The 21,936-nt window shown below is 51.7% G+C and carries 22 protein-coding genes; 2 read left to right on the top strand and 20 right to left on the bottom strand.

Going from position 1 to position 21,936, the window contains the following annotated elements; translation table 11 throughout:
- Positions 1 to 533 precede the first annotated feature (533 nt).
- On the top strand, positions 534 to 722 hold the full coding sequence (gene rpmB / locus AC1VOR_RS08805) for a 50S ribosomal protein L28 (RefSeq protein ID WP_059052318.1): 189 nt from the start codon (positions 534 to 536) through the stop codon (positions 720 to 722).
- 143 nt (positions 723 to 865) lie between these two features.
- Here rpmB and spoVM read toward each other — a convergent pair whose 3' ends face one another.
- From spoVM to AC1VOR_RS08770, 7 genes are all read right to left on the bottom strand, one after another.
- Entirely contained in the window at positions 866 to 946 is an 81-nt protein-coding gene (gene spoVM / locus AC1VOR_RS08800; RefSeq protein ID WP_018751565.1) for a stage V sporulation protein SpoVM, read from the bottom strand.
- 138 nt (positions 947 to 1,084) lie between these two features.
- Positions 1,085 to 1,756, bottom strand: a complete 672-nt coding sequence (gene rpe / locus AC1VOR_RS08795; protein WP_482617266.1) for a ribulose-phosphate 3-epimerase — start codon at positions 1,754 to 1,756, stop codon at positions 1,085 to 1,087.
- A 4-nt stretch (positions 1,757 to 1,760) separates the two neighbouring features.
- Entirely contained in the window at positions 1,761 to 2,675 is a 915-nt protein-coding gene (rsgA, locus tag AC1VOR_RS08790) for a ribosome small subunit-dependent GTPase A (RefSeq protein ID WP_482617677.1), read from the bottom strand.
- Positions 2,676 to 2,700: 25 nt separating this feature from the next.
- A complete protein-coding gene (gene pknB, locus AC1VOR_RS08785) occupies positions 2,701 to 4,770 on the bottom strand; it encodes a Stk1 family PASTA domain-containing Ser/Thr kinase (protein ID WP_482617265.1) in 2,070 nt (689 codons plus the stop codon).
- Entirely contained in the window at positions 4,767 to 5,540 is a 774-nt protein-coding gene (locus tag AC1VOR_RS08780; RefSeq protein ID WP_482617264.1) for a Stp1/IreP family PP2C-type Ser/Thr phosphatase, read from the bottom strand. The genes pknB and AC1VOR_RS08780 overlap by 4 nt, the downstream gene beginning before the upstream one ends.
- 6 nt (positions 5,541 to 5,546) lie before the next feature.
- Positions 5,547 to 6,593, bottom strand: coding sequence for a dual-specificity RNA methyltransferase RlmN (gene rlmN / locus AC1VOR_RS08775; protein WP_059052313.1), 1,047 nt, complete (start codon positions 6,591 to 6,593; stop codon positions 5,547 to 5,549).
- 130 nt (positions 6,594 to 6,723) lie between these two features.
- A complete protein-coding gene (locus AC1VOR_RS08770; protein ID WP_482617263.1) occupies positions 6,724 to 7,680 on the bottom strand; it encodes an AraC family transcriptional regulator in 957 nt (318 codons plus the stop codon).
- Between the two features lie 185 nt (positions 7,681 to 7,865).
- Here AC1VOR_RS08770 and AC1VOR_RS08765 point away from each other — a divergent pair, with 185 nt between their 5' ends.
- A complete protein-coding gene (locus AC1VOR_RS08765) occupies positions 7,866 to 8,597 on the top strand; it encodes an SDR family oxidoreductase (RefSeq protein ID WP_482617262.1) in 732 nt (243 codons plus the stop codon).
- Positions 8,598 to 8,718: 121 nt separating this feature from the next.
- Here the strand turns inward: AC1VOR_RS08765 and AC1VOR_RS08760 are convergent, their stop codons facing one another.
- The 13 genes from AC1VOR_RS08760 to dapF form a co-directional block, all read right to left on the bottom strand.
- Positions 8,719 to 9,390: a DUF1129 domain-containing protein gene (locus AC1VOR_RS08760; protein WP_482617261.1), complete on the bottom strand. Its 672-nt coding sequence runs from the start codon at positions 9,388 to 9,390 to the stop codon at positions 8,719 to 8,721.
- Positions 9,377 to 9,694: a PadR family transcriptional regulator gene (locus AC1VOR_RS08755; RefSeq protein WP_482617676.1), complete on the bottom strand. Its 318-nt coding sequence runs from the start codon at positions 9,692 to 9,694 to the stop codon at positions 9,377 to 9,379. The genes AC1VOR_RS08760 and AC1VOR_RS08755 overlap by 14 nt, the downstream gene beginning before the upstream one ends.
- Positions 9,695 to 9,884: 190 nt before the next feature.
- Positions 9,885 to 11,270: a 16S rRNA (cytosine(967)-C(5))-methyltransferase RsmB gene (gene rsmB, locus AC1VOR_RS08750; protein ID WP_482617260.1), complete on the bottom strand. Its 1,386-nt coding sequence runs from the start codon at positions 11,268 to 11,270 to the stop codon at positions 9,885 to 9,887.
- Complete coding sequence (gene fmt, locus AC1VOR_RS08745) at positions 11,267 to 12,238, bottom strand: methionyl-tRNA formyltransferase (protein ID WP_482617259.1); 972 nt, start codon at positions 12,236 to 12,238, stop codon at positions 11,267 to 11,269. The genes rsmB and fmt overlap by 4 nt, the downstream gene beginning before the upstream one ends.
- A 9-nt stretch (positions 12,239 to 12,247) precedes the next feature.
- Positions 12,248 to 12,730 (bottom strand): peptide deformylase, encoded by a 483-nt coding sequence (gene def / locus AC1VOR_RS08740; RefSeq protein ID WP_482617258.1) that lies wholly within the window; start codon positions 12,728 to 12,730, stop codon positions 12,248 to 12,250.
- Between the two features lie 82 nt (positions 12,731 to 12,812).
- The gene (gene priA, locus AC1VOR_RS08735) at positions 12,813 to 15,380 is read right to left on the bottom strand and encodes a primosomal protein N' (RefSeq protein ID WP_482617257.1); all 2,568 of its coding nucleotides are present in this window, start codon (positions 15,378 to 15,380) and stop codon (positions 12,813 to 12,815) included.
- Positions 15,377 to 16,597, bottom strand: coding sequence for a bifunctional phosphopantothenoylcysteine decarboxylase/phosphopantothenate--cysteine ligase CoaBC (coaBC, locus tag AC1VOR_RS08730; protein WP_482617256.1), 1,221 nt, complete (start codon positions 16,595 to 16,597; stop codon positions 15,377 to 15,379). The genes priA and coaBC overlap by 4 nt, the downstream gene beginning before the upstream one ends.
- Before the next feature lie 190 nt (positions 16,598 to 16,787).
- Entirely contained in the window at positions 16,788 to 17,009 is a 222-nt protein-coding gene (gene rpoZ / locus AC1VOR_RS08725) for a DNA-directed RNA polymerase subunit omega (RefSeq protein WP_059052305.1), read from the bottom strand.
- A gap of 19 nt (positions 17,010 to 17,028) precedes the next feature.
- Positions 17,029 to 17,634: a guanylate kinase gene (gene gmk, locus AC1VOR_RS08720; RefSeq protein WP_059052304.1), complete on the bottom strand. Its 606-nt coding sequence runs from the start codon at positions 17,632 to 17,634 to the stop codon at positions 17,029 to 17,031.
- A gap of 13 nt (positions 17,635 to 17,647) precedes the next feature.
- The gene (remA, locus tag AC1VOR_RS08715) at positions 17,648 to 17,908 is read right to left on the bottom strand and encodes an extracellular matrix/biofilm regulator RemA (protein WP_018751582.1); all 261 of its coding nucleotides are present in this window, start codon (positions 17,906 to 17,908) and stop codon (positions 17,648 to 17,650) included.
- Between the two features lie 53 nt (positions 17,909 to 17,961).
- Positions 17,962 to 18,849, bottom strand: coding sequence for a YicC/YloC family endoribonuclease (locus AC1VOR_RS08710; RefSeq protein ID WP_482617255.1), 888 nt, complete (start codon positions 18,847 to 18,849; stop codon positions 17,962 to 17,964).
- A gap of 32 nt (positions 18,850 to 18,881) precedes the next feature.
- Positions 18,882 to 20,789 (bottom strand): bifunctional homocysteine S-methyltransferase/methylenetetrahydrofolate reductase, encoded by a 1,908-nt coding sequence (locus tag AC1VOR_RS08705; protein WP_482617254.1) that lies wholly within the window; start codon positions 20,787 to 20,789, stop codon positions 18,882 to 18,884.
- Positions 20,790 to 20,996: 207 nt separating this feature from the next.
- The gene (gene dapF, locus AC1VOR_RS08700) at positions 20,997 to 21,833 is read right to left on the bottom strand and encodes a diaminopimelate epimerase (protein WP_482617253.1); all 837 of its coding nucleotides are present in this window, start codon (positions 21,831 to 21,833) and stop codon (positions 20,997 to 20,999) included.
- Positions 21,834 to 21,936 lie beyond the last annotated feature (103 nt).

Below are 21,936 nucleotides of genomic sequence, written 5' to 3'. Positions count from 1 at the left end.
ATTCCCCTTCCTAGCTTGATACACATACGCGCTGGACAAGATCACTATAATAATATAGACCAAGTCCTGGCGGCTTCATTTAATTCATTACAACTTGATTATAATATAGTATAAAGTAATATCGCTAATGGATAGTCGAAGCTGACTTTCATAACCCAGGCCCCTGCTTCCTGACCCGGCGTATTTGGCAATACCGGCCTTGATCTGTGTCGGCTTGCCGCTCCTCCCATCCATAACACTCTATGGCGGTTGATTCGGCGATAACCTGAAAATCGCTTCTTTCCGATATGCTAATCCGTCCATACTCGGTTTAAAGCCCTGCGGCCACGCCTGCACTACTCCTCCCTAGAAATATTATGGACTGAACTATATTGTACTATAAGAACAAGGAGAAATAAATAAAAGAGTCGGCGACATATCAGTTGACGAGGCTTTTTTTACTGTGATATTATATTTAAGTATTGTCAATAACCGTGTATAGCTAATAAACTGTTATTTTCGAGACAGGTGTATTTGAACAGGAGGTGTAACGAATGGCTCGTAAATGTTATGTAACTGGCAAAAAGCCAAGCAGCGGTAACCATGTATCTCACGCGAACAACCGCAATCGGCGCTCTTGGGGCGTTAACGTGCAAAAGGTTCGTATCTTGGTAGACGGTAAACCAAAACGCGTATACGTCAGCACTCGTGCTTTGAAATCCGGCAAAGTGACCCGCGTATAATGACCGGGAAGCGACATATAGACAAAAAGCACCTTTTCTAATAGAGGTGCTTTTTTATTGCGTTTTTTTGTTAAAATGAACCGCTTTGGCGGGAAACACCGGGCGTGCCTATTCGCTGCTGTGGCGATGGCCAGGCCCGCCCGCTAGTTTTTGTGAAACGTGTTCAATATGGCCTTAACGAATCCTCCCAAAAACTTAGGCAGCTTGAATGTGTAAAATTTCATTCGTTCACCCTCCCCATCGTTCTCATGCCTTCACCCTATTTTATGTCCGCTGTCATTTGTCCGTGTATTCCCGCCACAAAAAAAAGGCTACATGAGAACCCTGCTCATGTAACCCATTCTATGCGAATTATCGCCCAGCTATGCCAAACCGGCTAAGCTATCCCGGATTTCCTTGATCGCCGCCTTACGATCTGCCCGGCCAAACACGGCGTTGCCTGCGACGAGTACATCCGCACCTGCTTCTACAACAAGCGGGGCCGTCTCAGCCGTAATGCCCCCATCCACTTCAATGCGCAGCTCAGACAAGCCTAATTCGTCCTTCCAGGCCTTCAGCTCACGTATTTTACGCAGTGTTCCCGGTATGAAGGCCTGTCCCCCAAAGCCGGGGTTCACGGTCATCACCAGCACCAGATCAAGATCCTCCAGCACTTCGCGGACAGCCGAAGCTGGCGTTGCCGGATTGAGAGCTACTCCGGCCTTGACGCCCTGCTCTCGAATCAAGTGGAGGACCCGGTGTAAATGCACGCACGCCTCTGCATGTACGGTAATCAGATGAGCCCCCGCTTGGGCAAATGCAGGAATATAGAGTTCCGGCTTCTCAATCATCAGGTGAACGTCCAGTGGCAATGAGGTGTGTGGCTGCAAAGCACCCATTACAAGAGGGCCAAAAGTCAAATTTGGCACAAAGTGGCCGTCCATGACATCGACATGCAACCAGTCGGCTCCACCGTTCTGCACATCAACAACCTCTTCGCCCAATTTGGCGAAATCAGCGGATAAAATGGACGGTGCTATATAAATCTCGTTCATGAAGTCAATACCTCCGCTTCTTCTCCTTCATTTCATCCTGAAATTGCACATAATGCTCGTAACGGCTGGAAGCGATCTGTCCAAGATCCACCGCTTCCCTTACCTTACATCCTGGCTCATGAAGATGGCTGCATCCCCGAAACTTGCAGTCCTCGGCATATTTGGTGAACTCGCGAAAGCAATAGGACAATTCTTCCACGCCCAATTCAAGGAAATCCAGTTGACTGAAGCCCGGCGTATCGGCTACATAACCGCCATTCTCCAGTTCAATCAGTTCCACATGCCTCGTCGTATGACGTCCCCGTCCCAACTTGAGGCTGATTTCGCTCGTTTCCAGAGAAAGGCCCAGCATGCGGTTCAGCAAGGAGGATTTCCCCACCCCGGACTGTCCCGCGAATACGCTAATCTCACCGGCCAAATGACGCATGACTTCTTCCGTGCCCGTTCCGGTTAGCGAGCTTGTCACAATGACCGTATAACCGATATCTTCGTACAATTGCTTGAGCTGTGTCAGACCCTCGGTATTCGCCTCATCTCCATCATCCTGAAGCAAATCCTCTTTGGTGAGGCATATCACCGGCTTCAATCCGGCGTGCTCGATGTGGGCAAGGAACTTGTCCAGCAACTGCAAATTCATGTCCGGCTCCCGCACCGAGAACAACAGGACAGCCTGACGCGCATTAGCCACTGGTGGACGAATCAATTCTGTCTCCCGCGGTAAAATCTCATCGACAGTGCCTTCCCCGTTCTCAGTCGGCGTATACAGTACCTCGTCTCCTACCAACGGCGTTATTCCCCTCTTCTTGAAGATGCCGCGGCCGCGGCACTGGACGTAACCGTCCTGTGCCTCAGCCTGCGACGCCGTAGGCTTTACATAGTAATATCCGCTTAGTGCCTTCACAATCAAGCCTTGGGGCATATATGCCGGCCTCGCTTTCTTCATGCTACTGCTCAGGATTATTCTCCAAGTCCGTGTCCAGCCCTTCCTCATCGGTTCCTTCCGGTTCCCCGCTTACCGGGAACTCCGGAACTGGAACTGTCCCCTGCTTGGCGTCAATATAAGAGATCGGGTAGGTATCCAGCAGCGCACCGTCACGATGAACGGAGACATAACCATTTTTATTCGGGGCTAGCACCAGATCAACAGCAAGATACTGTGCCTTGCCCACCTTCTGACTTCCCCACTCCCGGTTCTCGCCGCGAGCATCACCGTACACGATCCGAATTTGGCTAATCTTGCCTTCCTCGGCCGGAACCACCGGAACCTGGAACGTATACTGGATTGCTTCAGGTGGGTATCCTGTGCTAACGAACAAAGTGATCTCCGAGCCCGGAGCCACGTCGTCATTAGCAGCATATGGCCACTGCTTGGTCACCAGACCGGATTCGACCTCATAGCTGGCTTCCTCTTTAATCCCATCTTTGGCCAGCTTGAGACCAGCCTCTTCCAGAGCCTTCTCCGCTTCCGCCTGCGTTTTATTCACCAAGTCCGGCATCTTCACCTCAGACGGTCCCTTGCTGACCTTCAGCACCACATTAATCGATGCTGCATCAAATTCAGTATCCACTGCCGGCATTTGTTCAAATACCTTACCCGTTTCAATATCATCATTGTTCTCTTCCGTCTTGGTAACCCGGCTATCATCCACCCCAAGGTCTTCCAAAGCTTTCAGAGCCTCATCATAAGTGAGATTGCTTAAATCCGGCATACGGGACAACGGCTTGGCCGTACTGATCTTCAGATCCAGGACCGAGCCTTCCTTGACCATCGTGCCCTCGGGCTTACTTTGCTCGTACACGATACCTTCATTAACGCCTTCTTTGTATTCCCGCGCAATGGTACCAACCTCGATGCCCGCCTCGCTCAGCATATCCAGCGCCTTCTGCTCTTCCAAATTCAGCACATTAGGCACCTTGACCTCGGCTACAGTCACCAGACTGTTCACATACCAGGCAACCCCTGCCATAGCAATAAGTACAATTAGGGTTAGAATAATCCAGAGTGCAGCAGGTTTGCCCCCGCCCTTCTTCTTTGGTTCTTTCCACTGCGGGTCCGAGGAGCCTCCGGCATCACGAGTTAACTTAGAACTGCCAGATGCGGGTGATGAAGAATGTGACGGACGGATCGCCGGAATAATACGTGTGCTGTCTTCATCCTCATCATCAATGAAGGCCAGCTTGGATTCTGATTTGCGCTCCGGTAACAGACAAGTCTCCAAATCATGCAGCATCTCCTTGGCCGACTGATAACGCTCGGCTGGATTTTTGCGCATCGACTTGAGAATAATGTTCTCTACGCTTTGCGGAATCATTGGATTGACCGTTCTTGGTTCGTCAAAATGCTCCTGCAAATGCTTCAATGCCACACTGATTGGACTTTCCCCAAGAAACGGCAAACGCCCTGTGAGCATTTGATACAATACGATGCCCAGGGAGTAGATGTCCGATTTCTCCCCCGTTACAACCCCCTTGGCATGCTCCGGTGAGAAATAATGCACGGAGCCCACAACCGAGCCCGTTTGTGTAATTGTCGTAGAGGTTACCGCCCTAGCAATCCCGAAGTCAGTCACCTTCACGCGTCCATTGCGTCCTATTAGAATATTATGTGGTTTAATATCGCGGTGAATAATTTGATTCTGATGGGCATGGTCCAGCGCATCGGCAATCTGCGAAGCAACGCGAACAGCTTCATCCACCTGCAACGGTGCCCGCTCCTTGATAATCTCGTTCAGGTTTTGCCCTTCAATGTACTCCATGACGATATAATGGACATCTTCTTCTTGTCCCACATCGTACACGCTGACGATATTCGGATGCGACAACGATGCCGCAGACTGCGCTTCGCGGCGGAAGCGGCGGATAAATTCCTCGTCATTCACAAATTGCTGCCGCAGCACCTTGATGGCTACGTTGCGGTTCAACAGAATATCCTGCGCTTTATAGACAAGCGCCATGCCTCCCCCGCCGACCCGTTCGATAATTTGATATCGACCGCCAAGTTCGTGTCCGATCATGAATTCCACTCCTTTACGCCTGACGCGGCATCCTCATGTTGTTCCAGCAAGGCAACACTGATATTGTCGTCGCCCCCGGCATGCAGCGCCAACTGGAGCAAATGGTCGGCCCGCTCATCCAGACTCATGTTGTCTGACCCCAGCGTCAGAACCATCTGTTCCGGCGTCACACAATTACTGAGCCCATCGCTGCAGAGCAGCAAAATATCCCCCGTTTCCATGGTTAAGGGGGTCATATCAACCTCGACCTTTTCATCCGTGCCCAGCGCCCTTGTAACTACATTGCGATGAGGATGCACATCGGCCTCTTCCTTGCTAATTTGCTTATTCTTCAACAGCTCATTAACCAGGGAGTGATCGTCCGTCAACTGGGATAACTCGCCTTGACGGTACTGATAAGCCCGGCTATCGCCGATATGAGCAATCATACCTTCGCTATCAGCCAGAATAGCCGCCACGACGGTGGTCCCCATATTATGATATTCCGTATGCTCCATCGCTTTACGAAATACTACCTCATTGGCGTGAAGAACTGCCTTCTTAAGCTGTTCCCCGCAAGCGTCCGCTGGCAAGCCGGCTGGCAAAGCGCCAAGATCCTGCGCAATCGTGTCTACGGCAAGACGGCTGGCGATGTCTCCCGCCTGATGTCCGCCCATTCCGTCAGCCACGACGGCCAACGTATAACCTGGCTCCAATTGCTGCACAAAGGTGCAGTCCTCGTTAACGGAGCGTACTCTTCCTACATCACTTACAGTAACCGTTCTAATCAAATTCGCTCACCTCGCACCAGACTCCATGTGCTGAGCCCGCAATTGTCCGCAGGCTGCCGCAATATCATGGCCTTGCTCACGACGAATCGTCACGTTAATGCCTTGATCCGCCAATATGCGCTGAAATTGAAAAATATCATTGCGAGAAGTTCTAACGTACTTCCGCTCCGGAACATAGTTTACCGGAATCAGATTCACATGGCAAAGCATATCCTTGATGACACTCGCCAGCTCCTCTGCATGCTCCGGCTGGTCATTGACTCCGCCAATCAAAGCATACTCAAATGTAATTCTACGTCCGGTCTTCGCAATGTAATAATGCAGCGACTCAATCACATCGTTGAACGGGAAGCGCCGATTTACCGGCATCAACTTGGAACGAAGTGCATCGTTCGGCGCATGAATGGAGATAGCCAGATTAATCTGCGTCTCCTCATCCGCAAAGCGGTAGATGTTCGGAACGATGCCGCTGGTGGATACCGTAATATGCCGTTGTCCAATATTCAGGCCCTTCTCATGAATCATGATTCGCAAGAATTTCATTGTTTCATCGTAATTCTCGAACGGTTCCCCCGTTCCCATAATAACAATACTGCTGACCCGTTCCCCTCTAGGATCGAGAATTTTCTGCGCCTGTACGACCTGAGCCACGATTTCACCAGCCGTCAAATTGCGCTTCAAACCGCCCAACGTGGAGGCACAGAAGGTACAACCTACTCTACAGCCTACCTGCGTTGTCACGCAAATGCTATTCCCGTAATTATGCTTCATGATGACCGTTTCGATGGCATGATCGTCGTGCAGTCCAAACAGGAATTTCACCGTGCCGTCCTGGGATTCCAGCTTCGTAATCTCCTTGAGCATAACGAAGGAGAAATGCTCATCCAACTTTTGGCGAAGAGGCTTGGACAGGTTAGTCATTTCCTCGAAGGAAAAGACACGTTTGACGTAGAGCCAGTCAAAAATCTGGCCCCCGCGAAAGGCGGGCTCTCCCTGAAGAACAACCCACTCCTTCAACTCTTCCAACGTATAATCATATATAAAAGGTTTCATTTTACGCACCTGTCCTATCTTATTTTCATTTTTGCCAACTCATTCTTCCCATTTTAACATAAATAGCTATACTACTAAAGCATGTCTGGGTCAAGGGGCTCTTCAAGCCCGTTTAGCGCCTGCTTGCGGGTCATGTAGCCAACCCGTTCTCAGCCTGCAGCGACTCCCTTAATTGTTGAACGTCCAGCATAGGCGGATTACCGAACATGCGGGCATACTCGCGACTGAATTGCGATGGACTCTCATAACCCACCCTGAAGGCTGCATCGGCAACCTGGGTTCCCTCGGCCAGCATCAACCGTCTGGCTTCGTGCAAGCGAACCGATTTCTGATATTGCAGCGGACTAAATGTGGTAACCTGCTTAAAATGTTTGTGAAACGCTGATACGCTCATATTCACCATCTTTGCTAAATGCTCCACGGTCAGCAGTTGGTCATACTGACGATTTATGAAGCGAATCGCTTGAGCGATATTGTAAGCATGGCTGCCACTGATGCCAAACTGTTCAAGGCTACCCGATGGCTGATCCTGCACGATACGATATAGAATTTCACGTATAATAAGTGGTTCCAGCACAGGAATATCGCTTGGTGTATCCAGCAGACCCACAAGCCGGACAACGGCATTCAGCAACGCTGAAGAGGTTTGCTGTACCGCAAGGCCAGGATGGCTTTCCGTCCGCGATGTTTCCTCACGAGCCGCACCCAGCGAAGCCGCTTGCTCCACAATCTCCACAATTACTTCGGCATCAAAGCACAATTTCAGCCCCAAATAAGGCGTTGCGGGCGAAGCTTCGACAATATTGCTGGCTACAGGCAACTGCACGGAGGTAATGAAGTACGCCGAGGAATCGTATCGATAGGACTGGCCCGCGAGTGTAGATAGCTTGGCTCCTTGTGCCACAATACATATCGAGGGCTTGTAGACCGATTCGAAGGGGACCGACGGCTGGACTGCGTGCATTAATGACAAGGAAGGAATAGCCGTTTGAAACGTTCCCGCAACCGGGGCATGGCGGTACAACAGACGCGTCAATTGTTCTAACGCTTCAGTCCTTGCATGTGACCCATTCGCTACCTGATTCATCTGACCGGCTCCTTTTCAACCGAATTTACTCGTTGTTTTATTATAGAAGTGTGAAAGAGGATTAGGCAAGAACAGAAGATGAATGAGCTAACAGACAATCTTCCTCTCTGGTTATAATAATCTCACAAGGGCCGTGAAGACATACCCAAGCTTGGCCTTAATAATCGAAGCGGAGGAAAAGGACTATGCATGGAAAAGTAGCTATCATCACCGGAGCCTCACGAGGCATTGGAAGACAAACAGCCATTCAACTGGCCCAGGCGGGAGCCAAGGTCGTGATTAATTATTCAAGCCAGCGGGAAAAGGCAGAAGAAGTGGTGACAAGCATCGTAAAAAGCGGTGGCGAAGCTCTGGCCGTTCAGGCTGATATCAGTCAAGTTAATCAGGTAGAGGCATTGTTCGCAGAGACCATAAGCCGATTCGGCCACGTGGATATTCTGATTAACAACGGTGGTATCATGAACAACTATCCTCTTGAACATGTCACGGAAGAGATTTTTGACCGCCATTTTGCCATAAATGTGAAAGGGACCTTTTTTGCTTGTCAGCAAGCGATGAAGCATATGGCACCAGGCGGCTCCATCGTGAATTTCTCCACCTCTGTATCCGGAGCCATGCTGCCGACCTACAGCGTCTACGCAGCCACCAAAGGAGCCGTTGAACAACTGACGCGGCAATTGGCCAAAGAATTCGGACCGAAGAACATTACGATTAACTGTATCTCCCCGGGTCAAGTAGCTACAGAGCTGTTCCTGACTGGAAAATCCCCAGAGCAAATCGAAGGATTTACGCGGATGAATGCCTTTGGTCGACTAGGTGAACCGGGAGATATCGCCAGCGCCATCGAACTGCTTGTCAGCGACAAGGCACGCTGGATTACGGGGCAAACCTTAAGAGTCAATGGTGGATTTAACTAAGGGAAGGTCGTACTAACGAAAATAGGCGAACCCAGGTCAGTTCTCATAGACTTGGGTCCGCCTTTTTACATATCATAGCAGGCAGAATATCGGATTGTTTTTGTCTGCAAATTGGCAGATATCAATTGCGATAGGGTTGCAAATCGGCTTTGCTGGAGAGCCGTTTAAACAACTGATGCAACAAAATCATGACGATCGTGACCGCCAGGCAGGACCAGAAGTTAATGGGAACCGTCCAGATGCCCTTAAATAAAATGGTTGAGTAAGCATATCCGCCAACTGCTGCGATATAGACCAGTATGCCGAGAATAAACCAGGATTTGGTGCCGAATATGGATACTTTCAAAGCGTACAGCACGACCAGAACGGTAATTGCCCCTACAGCAAGAATGACCAGAAAGGGCAACAAGCTAATACTTTCCATTTTGAGCGAAGGGATGAAATAAGCGAGCAGTTGCACGACCGTATAGACTGCAAAAAGGGCTCCAAACAAGATGGTTATATATCTCGATATTTCCAGTAGCCAAGACTGTTTGCTCTGCCGGGGAATATCAGCAATTAAGGCATCGCAATAGGCATGCAGATTGTCGCCAAAAACATCCTGTGCGGATTTGCCATGCTCCTGAGCTTCAATCAGATGTTCCAGCAACTCGAGCAGGATACCTTCTGTTGCATATTCGGAGCGAGCATTTAACCTAATGTATATCATCGCATCTTCATATACCTTCAGGTTTTCTTTATTCAGAAGTTCACGTCGTTCATTGTTGCGCTTGGTCATTTCAGTTGTGTTCATCGCGTTTCCTCCTTAAATAAGTGATGGCCTGAGACAACTGGGTCCAGCTTTCGTCAAATTGTTGCAAGGCCTGTTCTCCTTGCTTGGTAAGGTGATAGTATTTACGGTCTGGCCCGGTTGCTGAAGGCTTCATGGTTCCCTCAATTAATTCGTTCTTTTGCATACGTAACAGCAATGGATATATACTACCTTCCCTAACCATGGTCAACCCTGCTTCATGCAACTTCTCACTCAATTCATACCCGTATACTTCCTTCTCGGAAATAATAGCAAGCATACAGCCCTCAAGCAGCCCTTTCAGCATCTGGCTCTGACTATCCAATTCCCGATTCCCCTCTCTATATTGCAATGCAAGGTAGATTGGCAAAAAACACTATATTGCATTACAAGTTAGGTGATAATTGAAGTGTAGCACACGCTACTTTGCAATGCAAGCTAGTGATAAAAAAAGCCAAGCCTGCCGGAAACGGCAGAGGCCTGACCCTGTATCCTACTTAATCATGCTTTTTGCGTAACCTCGCGATGTAGAAACCATCCGAATGAGCATCCTGAGGCAATATTTGCAAGCCGATGCTCCCACGTGCAGATGCCGCAACCAGTGGCTCAGTCTCCCAGCCGGGCGGCTTGTCCGTAGCCACTTCAAACTCCGGGTGACGGCTTAGAAAGTCGCTTACCATCTCTACATTTTCACGAGGCTCAATCGTACAGGTGCTATAGACCAGCAGCCCCCCCGGCTTGAGCAAGTCTCCAGCCGTGTCGAGTAATGTACGCTGAATACCGGCAATCTCCGCAATATCCCTAGCGGTCTTGGCCCATTTCAAGTCCGGCTTGCGGCGAATCACACCAAGCCCGGAGCAAGGGGCGTCCAACAAGACGCGGTCAAAGGAATGCTCTCCCAGATGCTCGCTCAGCTTGGATGCATCCCCGGTGGATATTTCGATATTGGTTAGTCCCAGACGGTCCGCCTGATCCTCGACCAACTTCGCCTTGTGCGGGTGAATGTCGTTAGCCAACACTCGGCCGCTGCCCTGCATCATCTCGGCGATGTGACAGGTTTTCCCTCCGGGAGCTGCGCAACAATCCAGCACAGACATATCTGCCTCTGGATTCAGCGCCTCTGCTACAAGCATAGAGCTTTCATCCTGCACAGAAATCAAACCCTCCCGATACCAAGGGGTGAGGGCCATGTTCCCCCCGCCCGCCACTATGATTCCATCTTGGGCAAGCTTTGAGGGGACGGCCGATAGCCCCTGTTCCTTCAGCAATCGCAGCATGTCATCACGGCTGGTCTTCGCCCGGTTCACCCGAATACTGATAGAAGGCGGCTCGTTATTGGCCCGGCAAATTGCCTCAGTGGGTGGTTCGCCATACTGCTCGAGCCAGCGCGCCACCAGCCATTCCGGGTGTGAGTGCTCCAAGGCAATGCGCTGAACAGAACTAAGTCCTTCCGGCAGCTTCAACTCCTCCTTACGGCGGAGGACATTGCGAAGCACCCCGTTAACCATCCCCGAAATCCCCTGATGGCCACGCTTCTTCGCCAGGTTCACTGCCTCATTAACCACCGCATGAGGAGGAATCCGATCCAGATAATAAAGCTGGTAGAAGCTCAGCCGTAGCAAATTGCGAACCCAAGGTGCCAGCTTGGCCATCCCCTTGGTTACAAACGGCTCCAGCAAGAAATCTATCGTATTGAGCCGCTGAATCGTCCCGTACACCAACTCTGTAGCCAGCCCCGCATCGGGCCCGGACAGCCCGGATTTCTGCAACGCCCCACCTAGTAACAAGTTGCTGTATGCTCCCTCTTGTTCCACAGCCGTCAGCACTTGCAGTGCCAAGCTTCGCGACGTGGTCTTGAGCGGACTTCGCCCGCCGCCACTCATAACAGAACCGCCCCTGGCTTCATGACGCCCCCGCGAATGAACTCTTCCGCTTCCATCGCCTTCTTGCCCGCAGGCTGAACCCGGGTCAACCATACGGAACCATCGCCGGTCTTCACTTCAATTCCTTGTGGTGAGAGGCTCAGCACGGTGCCAGGAGCTTGTCCAGCGGTTTGGCCGTTACCCGAAGCCGCCCCTTCCACCTTCCCTTGTTCTGCATCAGGCCTCGCAACCGCCCAGATCTTGAACACCTCGCCGTTCCAGGTCGTAAATCCACCGGCAAAGGGGACTAGTCCCCTTACGCGATCATAAATGGCGCGTGAACTGGCTGACCAGTCAATTCGCTCATCCTCGCGGGACAAGTTGGACGCATAAGTTGATTCCTCGTCATTTTGCGCAATGCGGTCAGACGTTCCTTCCAAGATGAATGGCAGTTGCTCTAGCAACAACTTGGCCCCAGCCTCACTCAGCTTCTCAAACAGCGTTCCCGAGGTATCCTCGTCTTCGATCGGAACAACGACTCTTGCGATCATATCGCCCGTGTCCAGCCCCTCAGCCATATACATCAAGGTGATGCCCGTTTCCTTCTCACCGTTAATAATGGCGCGCTGGATAGGCGCACCTCCGCGATATTTGGGTAGTAGGGAACCATGCACGTTCAGACACCCGTATTTCGGAAGCTCGAGCACACCTTTCGGTAGAATCTGTCCGTAAGCTGCCGTGACGATCAAATCGGGCTGCAAGGCAGCAACCTCTGCCACGGCCTCCGGTGCACGCATGCGCACCGGCTGCAACACGGGAAGACCGTGCCGCAGCGCCGCCTCCTTCACCGGTGTGGGTGTCAGCACCTTCTTGCGCCCTTGCGGGCGGTCCGGCTGGGTAACCACACCCACGATATTGTAACCTGCGCTAAGCAGACCTTCCAATGAAGGTACCGCAAACGCCGGTGTTCCCATAAATACAATATTCATCGTGCGCCGTCACTCCTTCTCTTCGCCCTCAGGGGTAATTTCGTACACGCGCTCCGCTATGTCCGTGTACAACACACCATTCAGATGATCGATCTCATGCTGAAATGCCCTTGCCAACAAGTCCGAGCCGGTATAGGTCACTTCCTTGCCATTGCGGTCGAGTCCCTTCACCGTCACGGTCAGTGCTCGTCGTACTTCACCACGATATCCCGGGATGCTCAGGCAACCCTCGGAGCCGAATTGCTCTCCTTCAGAGGATACAATCTCGGGATTAATCAACTCAATCAACCCATGCTCGTCGCCTACATCTATCACGATGACCCGCTTCAGAATGCCGATTTGCGGCGCAGCCAGGCCTACGCCTTCCGCGTCATACATCGTATCTGCCATATCCGTGAGCAGCTTCTGTACGTTGGGGGTTATTTTCTTAACTTCCTTGGCAACCTGATGTAATACCTCATCCGGTTCCTTTACAATAATGCGTATGGCCATGATGGCACTTCCTTTCCGTGATCGCCTTGCTTCTTTAGATATATATGTTATGCAATCCAAAATGGTTTGTTATCACTATACGTTACATCAGCATTTGCGGATCAACATCGATGCTGATCTGCAAGGTCGCATCCTTCAACTGCGTAAGCGTGGTCGAGGCCACCTCCCGCACAAGGTCCACCGCATCCAGATCACCGCGGTACTTCACCATGCATTGGAAACGATAGCGATTCTTGATTCGTGGAATAGGCGAGGCGACCGGACCCAAAATATCAAGAGCAGCCGCAGCAAAACGATCCAGGCTCCCGAACCAGCCTTGACGCTGGGCCTTGGCACGCAAGTCCCCGGTGAAATTCTCGGCCATCCTCAGTAGCAATGGCAGCTTCTCATGGGACAGCGTAACCAGTATCAAGCGGCTATAAGGCGGATAGTGCAGCGCCTTGCGATGCTTCAACTCATCGCGTACAAAGGCAAGATAATCATGGCCACTTGCATGGATAATCGAATAATGATCCGGGATATAAGATTGAATGAACACTTCACCCGGCAATAAATGACGACCTGCTCGTCCGGCCACCTGGGTCAGCAATTGGAATGTCTTCTCGGCTGAGCGGAAGTCAGGAAAGTTGAGCGCAGTATCGGCGGCAATCACGCCCACGAGCGTCACATCCGGGAAGTCCAGGCCTTTGGCTACCATTTGCGTCCCCAGCAGCACATCGCCCTTCTTCTCCCGAAATGCTTGTAACAGCTTCTCATGCGAGCCCTTCTCACTGGTCGTATCGACATCCATACGTATAACGCGGATGCCGGGAAACAGCTTCGCCAGTTCGTCCTCTACGCGCTGAGTGCCCGTGCCGAAATAACGGATATGCTCACTACCGCACTCCGGGCAGACCGCCGGAGCGGTCTCGGCGTAACCGCAGTAATGGCAACGCAAATTATTTGATTTCTGATGATAAGTCAGGGAGATATCACAATCCGGGCAACCCGCCACATAACCGCAGCTACGGCACATGACAAAGGTCGAATACCCTCGTCGGTTGAGGAACAGCACCGTCTGCTCCCCACGCTCCAGCCGTGCAGCGATACCTGCATGCAAGGGGCGGCTGAACATGGAGCGATTCCCATCCTTCAGTTCCTCACGCATATCCACGATATGTACGACGGGCAGCTTACTCCCGGATGGTCGCTGCTTCATCTCCAGCAAAACCGGGGAATATTCCCCAAGGTCGCCTCCCCCCGAACGTGCGGCATGGTAGCTCTCCAGCGATGGGGTCGCAGAACCTAGTATCACGGCAGCTCCATGTTGCCGGGCTCTGCGCACAGCTACATCGCGAGCATGATACTTAGGCGTTTCCTCCTGTTTATAGGAGGTTTCATGCTCTTCGTCCATCACAATGAGGCCCAGTTGCTTGAATGGTGCGAAGATGGCAGAACGAGCCCCTATGGCCACTTCCACACGTCCCTCGCGAATTTTGCGCCATTCATCATAGCGCTCCCCACCCGACAAGCGGCTGTGCATCACTGCAACCTTGCCGCCGAAACGACCTTTGAACCGCTCAACCATTTGCGGAGTCAAGGAAATCTCCGGTACAAGTACGATCGCCTGTCTGCCCGAGGAAATGCAACGCTCAATCGTCTGCAGATAGACTTCGGTTTTGCCGCTGCCAGTAACACCATGTAGTAGGAAGACTTCATGCTGACGAGCATCCAGCGCCTGGGCCAGTTGATGGTACACCACCTCTTGCTCAGGCGTACGTGACAACGGCTCGCTACTCTGGAAGCGCCGTCCTGCATAAGGGTCACGGAATACCTCCACGTCCTCAATATGAACGTAACCCTTCTCTGCCAGCTTCTTGACGGTTCCCGCAGTCACCTGCAACGTCGACAGAACCTCCTGCAAGGATAAGGCCATCCCGGCTTCCAGCAGGAACTGAAGCACTTCCTTCTGCCGACGTGCTTGCCCGGAGAAGGAGGCCAGTGCATCCTGTGCAGCCTGGCCACTGACGGCAGCCGTCACACTTTTTACCGTTTTCTTACGGACTTTATCCTTAATCGCCTGACTCTCTGTCAATACGCCCCGGCTTAGCATGTCTTTGATTAAATCTCCGGATTCGGGATACTTGCTCCCAAGTGAAGTCATCGTCACCTCACCGGAGGTGGTAATATGACGGATAATCGCCTCTTCCTCTGCGGTGAGCAGTCGAGGTACGGCCATCCAGGGACTCTCCGTCATCGTACGGTCCGGCCCGACTTCCTCCTGCTCGGCCTCCACAGCAGAGACCGCAGCCACACGGATATAGCGTTCGGCTTTTCCTTTCAGAGCAGCAGGTATCATGGCTTGCAGCACCTTGATCATGCTACAGGCATACTTGTGGCTCATCCATTCCGCCAAGGCTACCAGGTCCGACGGCAGAGGCGGCACCATATCCAACAGCTCCTGGATGGGCTTCATCCGGGTGCTATCCATTTCAAAATGCTCATGCAGGGATACAACAAAGCCCTGTACCGTACGGCGACCGAATGGTACACCCACCCGACTGCCAACCTCGATCCATCCCGCGATGGCATCTGGAATTAAATAGTCAAAAGGCCGGTCGGTTTCCCGGCTCGGCACATCGACAATCACTTTGGCCATTCTATAGGTCATCGGCTGGTTCCCGCCACCCTGGAAGCAGCCATCTCCATAATGCGAAGGGCCACCTCTTCTTTGGTTAACCGGGGCAGAGACTCTACCAGACCAGAAGCATCATAAATATTTACGATGTTGGTCTCTGTACCAAATCCCGCCCCTTGCGCAGTAACATCGTTGGCAACGAGGAGATCGCAATTTTTGCGTTTCAGCTTGTCCATGGCATGCTGTTCCACATTTTCTGTTTCGGCAGCAAACCCGATCAGAAATTGAGAGGTCTTCTGCTTGCCTAACGTTTCCAAAATGTCGATATTCTTTACCAGTTCAAGCACCAGCGAATCCCCGGTTTTCTTGATTTTATGTGCTGCGGTCTCCTTGGGACGGTAATCCGCCACCGCCGCAGCCTTCACCATGATGTCCGTCTGAGGCCACAAGGCTTGCACTGCCTCATACATCTCTTGCGCTGACGATATGCGAATCAAGGGAATTCCAGCAGGCGGCTCAGCCTGGGTATTTCCCGCAATCAGCGTGACCTCTGCGCCTAACCGCTTGGCAGCTCTGGCGAGGGCAAAGCCCATCTTCCCGGAAGAATCATTGGTGATGTAACGAACCGGGTCGATCCGTTCCACCGTGCCTCCGGCCGTTATCGCCACCCGCTTTCCAGAGAGTGGCTGTTTGTCCAAGGCTGCTTCCCGTGTAAAATACTCATCTACGACCCGCACCAATGTTTCCGGTTCTTCCATTCGTCCTTTGCCCGTGTAACCACAAGCCAGCAGCCCTTCTCCAGGCTCAATCATCATAACCCCGCGCGACACAAGCTCCGCCAGGTTTCGTCGTACTGCCGGATGCTCATACATATGCACATTCATCGCTGGCGCTACCATAATGGGCGCCTGCGTAGCCAGCAGCGTTGTCGAGAGCATATCGTCGGCAATACCCGCAGCCATCTTACCGATGATATTCGCTGTCGCTGGCGCTACCAGCACCAGATCAGCCCAATCAGCCAGATTGATATGGGCAATGGAATTGGCGTGTTTCTCATCAAATGTGTCGGTATAGACCACATTTTTGGACAGAGCTTGCAACGTCAGCTCCGTAATAAATTGAGTCGCCGATGGGGTCATAATAACCTTGACCTCCGCCCCTTCCTTCACTAGCTTACTGCACAAGGAAGCTGCTTTGAACGCTGCAATACCGCCGGTAACGCCCAGAAGAATTTTCTTGCCGGTTAACATCGCTACCCCTCGCTTTCCGAACAGAAAAAAAATAACAACCTCGCGGTTGTCTTGAAAAAAACGTCTATCGACGCCCCCCCTGAGGGGACAGACCGCGTATGCGGCAGTTGCTTCTTTGCAATATCAGAAGGCCTTCGCCCGGTTCAGATGATCGCCTTCTGATGATTCACAAAAAATAGAGCCGTAAATCCTACTTCTCGTTCTCGGGAGCCGGCTCCCCATCCAATTTAAGCTTGACGTAGTCGCCATAAATTTCTTCCAGTGCCACGCCAACCTGCTTAAACGATCTTGGCTGCTTGAGCTCACTTCTCTCGCCTTCGCGAAGTTGTCTTGCACGCCGTGAGGCAGCTACAACCAGAGAATATTTACTTCCTACCTTGCCAAGCATTTTATCAATCGATGGATACAACATCTTCACATACACCTCTTCTTCATTTGGTCATCGCTGAGGGTGAGCTATCACACGACTTTCTGATCTTGCAATGCTCAGCAACGATGATAGATTGAATTCTTTGGCAGGCCAGGTCAATCTCATCATTAACAACGGCATAATCATAATTCTCCATCAACCCGATTTCGTGAGCTGCCACCGTCATTCGATGATCAATCGTCGCTTGGTTCTCCGTTCCCCGCCCTTGAATGCGCCCCTTCAGCTCGTCGAGCGACGGCGGGAGCAGAAACACGAAGACGCCCTCAGGGAATTTCTCCTTGACCTTCAATGCGCCCTGAACCTCAATTTCCAAAATAATGTCCTGGCCACCGGCAATCGTCTCTTCCACAAAATCACGAGGTGTTCCGTAGAAGTTACCGACATACTCGGCATGCTCCAGAAGCTGATCCTTGTCGATCATATTCAGGAACTGCTCACGGCTCTTAAAAAAATAATTCACCCCGTTCACTTCACCCAAACGAGGTTGCCGTGTGGTCGCGGAGACCGAATAAATCAGTTCAGGCATCCGCTTGCGTAGCTCGGCGCATACCGTTCCTTTTCCAACGCCTGACGGCCCGGACAATACAATAAGTAACCCTTTTGCCATTGTTCTCTCCATTTTATTCGTCGTTGTCTTCATCTTTGGTGGATAATCGATGAGCTACTGTCTCCGGCTGCACCGCCGACAAAATAACATGGTCGCTGTCCGTAATAATTACGGCACGCGTCCGTCTACCATATGTAGCATCGATCAGCATATGGCGATCACGCGCCTCTTGAATAATGCGTTTGATTGGCGCAGATTCGGGGCTTACAATAGAAATGATACGGTTGGCCGATACGATATTTCCGAAGCCAATGTTAATAAGTTTGATTGCCATATTCAGGTAGTTCCCCCTATTTGATTTGACTCACCTTGCGTCCTTGTGCGGCCTTATTCCAGGTTCGCCGCTTGCTCGCGAATCTTCTCCAACTCAGCCTTCATCTCAACGACAAGGTTGACTAGAGCCAAATGATTGGCTTTAGATCCAATGGTATTGGTCTCCCGGTTCATCTCCTGTATGAGAAAATCCAGCTTGCGCCCTACCGGTTCAACAGATTGTAGCAGACTGTGGCATTGCTCCAGATGGCTCAGGAGCCGAATCAATTCCTCATCAATATTGGAACGATCGGCAAATACGGCAACCTCCATAGCAAAGCGCTGCTCGTCAAAGCTACCCTCCACAAGTTCCGCAAGTCGGCTCTTGAGCCGGCTCCTGTACTCGTTCACGACCTCGGGAGCCAGCCGAACCAGTTCAGCTTGAATCACTTCAAGCCGCTGCAAACGCTGCTCCAGATCAGCGACCAGATGCCGCCCTTCACGCTCTCGCATCCCAAGCAACCCGGTGACGGCTTCCTCCAGGCCTTCCGACAGTACCCGTTCCCACTCCGTATCGGCAGCTTCTGCAGAAGAAGACGGCTCAGGAGCTGTAAGCACGTCAGGGAGGGATAATAAGTCCTTGGCGGATACAGCAGCGTCAATGCCATAAAGCTCGCTAAGTTCCTCAGCAGCCCGCAGGTACGCTTCTGCCACTGTGCGGTTTAACACAAGCGGCAGCGCACTGGATTCTTCATGTTCTTTGCTAATGTAGACATCAATACGCCCTCGCTTGATGCGGGTCTGCACCAAACGGCGCAATGAATCTTCATAGCACGTCCACTCGCGCGGCAGCCGCAGAACAACTTCGGCATACCGATGGTTGACAGATTTTATCTCAAATTGCACGGCATAACCGCCATAAGATCTGGTGGCTCCGCCGTAGCCTGTCATACTGTGCGACACAAGCATCACATCCGTTATCCTATTGTAATTGATTATGTGAAGCGAGACAAGTGGGACGAGCTTCGTTTCGCCTTCTCTCCAACATAATTTGTCAAAGCCACATTCATTTCATAGAACATGAATGGCGTCATCAAATAAATTCCATTAAAATGCTCCATTGCCGTATCTAACAACTCCTTGGCAATTTCTACACCCATCGCCCGGCCTGCCTCGCCCTGTAATCCGTCCATTCTGGCCCGAACCTCTTCAGAGAGCTGGATTCCCGGCACTTCATTGTGCAAGTATTCCGCGTTCTTACCGCTGGCCAGTGGCATGATCCCTATAAAGATTGGAATCTCCAGATGGGCTGTCGCCTGCTTGATCGCTACGATAAGCTCAGGATCGTAAACCGGCTGGGTCATAATATAATCCGCTCCAGAAGCGATTTTCTTCTCCAGACGCTCCACCGCTTTATTCAGATGCTTAACATTTGGATTAAAAGCCGCTCCGACCACAAATTTCGCCTTCTGCTTGAGCGGCTTGCCCGAGAAGGATACCCCGGTATTCAACTGCTTAATCATCCGAATAATCTCAAATGAAGTCAGATCATAAACAGAACTTGCCCCGGGCAGATCGCCAAATCTGGCAGGATCGCCAGTGACGGCCAGAACATGATCGATACCCAGCGCGTCGAAGCCCATCATATGGGACTGAGTGCCGATCAGATTGCGATCCCGACAAGCGATGTGAATCAGCGGACGCAAGCCAAGCTCCGACTGAACGAGATGGCCCAGCGCCATGTTGCTCATACGCGTGACAGCCAGAGAATTGTCCGCTAGCGTCAGAGCGTCCACGCCAGCCTGCTTCAAGGCCGCCGCCCCTTCCATGAACTTGCGGATATCGAGATCCCGCGGCGGGTCCAATTCAACAATAACCGTATGTCGTTCTTTCACGAGCTCCGTCAGACTAGGCGGAGCCGTATGACTACCAGCTCCTTCTCCCTTGTCCATTTCCCGGACTTCCGGAGCCCGAAGCGAAATGCTTACGGAACCACGCGGTTCCGGCAGCTTCCGTTCGTGGGCCAGTGGCGGCACATGGGTATGTGCAAGGGCCCGTACGGTGGCAGCAATATGCTCCGGCGTGGTGCCGCAGCAACCGCCGATTAATCTGGCTCCCAGGTCAACGAATGAACCAGCACATTCGCCAAAATATTCGGGAGTGGCTCCATATACATACTCCCCATCCACATAATCCGCCAAACCTGCGTTTGGAAAAACAGACATCGGCACATCAAGCGGACCGTGCAAATCTTCCATGACGCCCATAATCCCCTTAGGACCGGAATGGCAGTTAAAGCCCAGCATATCCGCTCCCTCTTGCAGCAAAGCGCTGAAGGATTCGGGCATAGTGAAGCCATCCAGCGTCCGGCCAACCTGGTCCACGGCAAATTGACAGATGGTCGGAATGTCACTTAGCTTGCGTGCCTGTACCAGCGCAATCCGCAACTCCTGCAGATCGTAGAATGTCTCGAACAACAGTGCGTCCACGCCTTCCGTAAGTAGCGCGGCAATCTGCCGTTCGAAATAGTCCTCCAGTTCACGCGAGCTAACATTCACCCGCTTGCCGCCACGAATAGAACCGACAGCACCGGCTACATAAGCATCCTCACCCGCCGCCTGTTTGGCGATGCGAACTGCAGCGCGATTGATCTCCTCCATCTTGGACTCCAGCCCAAATTTGGACAATTTATAATAATTGGCCGAGAATGTATTGGTCTCCAGCAGCTTCGCCCCTGCTTCTATATAACGACGATGCACATCGCCAATCACATCCGGACGCAATAAATTAAATTCTTCATAGGAAATGCCGACCGGAAATCCCAAATGGTATAGATAAGTTCCCATCGCCCCGTCACCAACAATGACTTCCTGTTTCCAAGCCGTGCGCAAATCCTGCTTCATCAAAGATATCCTCCCGCCTGCCTCTAATGTCTCCTGCTGCATATCAAATCCCCGCAGCAAGCCATTTCGCTAGTAGATTATCGTACTAATGTATCATAAATCCATCAGATTGATAAGATATCTGTTCTGATTATAATCTGGCAAGAACAAAGAGCCGGATGTTCCCGTAACGGAACACCCGGCTCTGCCCTAATGATTAACCTGCTATCAGATATGAACTTCTCCTTCATATACCGCCGCTGCTGGCCCGGTCATGTAGACATGATTATCACGTTCATCCCATTCAATGAACAGGTCTCCGCCCTTGAGGCCCACCCAGGCAGCCCGGTCTGTCAACCCATTCATCACCGAGGAGACGAGTGTAGCACAAGCGCCCGTGCCACAAGCAAGCGTAGGGCCAGCCCCCCGCTCCCATACCCGCATCTCTATACGAGACCGGCTCGCGACCGTAGCGAATTCTACATTGATTTTCCGTGGGAAATAGGGATGTACCTCCAGCTTCGGTCCCCAAGTCATAAGCGCGAAGCTTGGGGCATCCTCGACATAAATCACGCAATGTGGATTACCCATGGAGACAGCAGTGAACTCAAATTCCTGATCGTCCACGGCAATTTGCTGACCGAGTACAGGATTCCCTTGAATGGTGGTCGGCACGGCTAATCCATCCAGGACAGGTTCCCCCATATCAACCCTCACCGTCTGAACAATACCGTCTTCCACCTGCAAGGTTACCTGTTGAACCCCCGCTCCCAGCGTCTCAATCGTCACGCTCTCTCTGTCGATCAAGCCGTTGTCATACACGTACTTGGACACGCAGCGTATAGCATTGCCACACTGTTCGGCTTCCGTACCATCCGAATTGATGATTCGCATCTTGAAATCTGCTCGCTCCGAAGGGAGAATGAACACTAGTCCATCTCCGCCTACCCCAAAATAACGGTCACACCAGGTTATCGCTAGCTCGGATACGTTCTCCGGCAGTTCTTGATGTCCTTCAAATACGAGAAAGTCATTACCTAATCCATGCATCTTAGTAAATTTCATCTTACTCCACTCCTGCATCGTCAGTATATATCAAGGGAGAACCTCCCCCTCAGCCAAGCTTGCCTATGGGGTAAGTCTATATTTTGCAGGGGTGAAAGGGTAT

It is taken from the genome of Paenibacillus sp. 1SOY10 (assembly GCF_056836745.1).
This window is presented reverse-complemented; position numbering and strand designations above follow the sequence as displayed.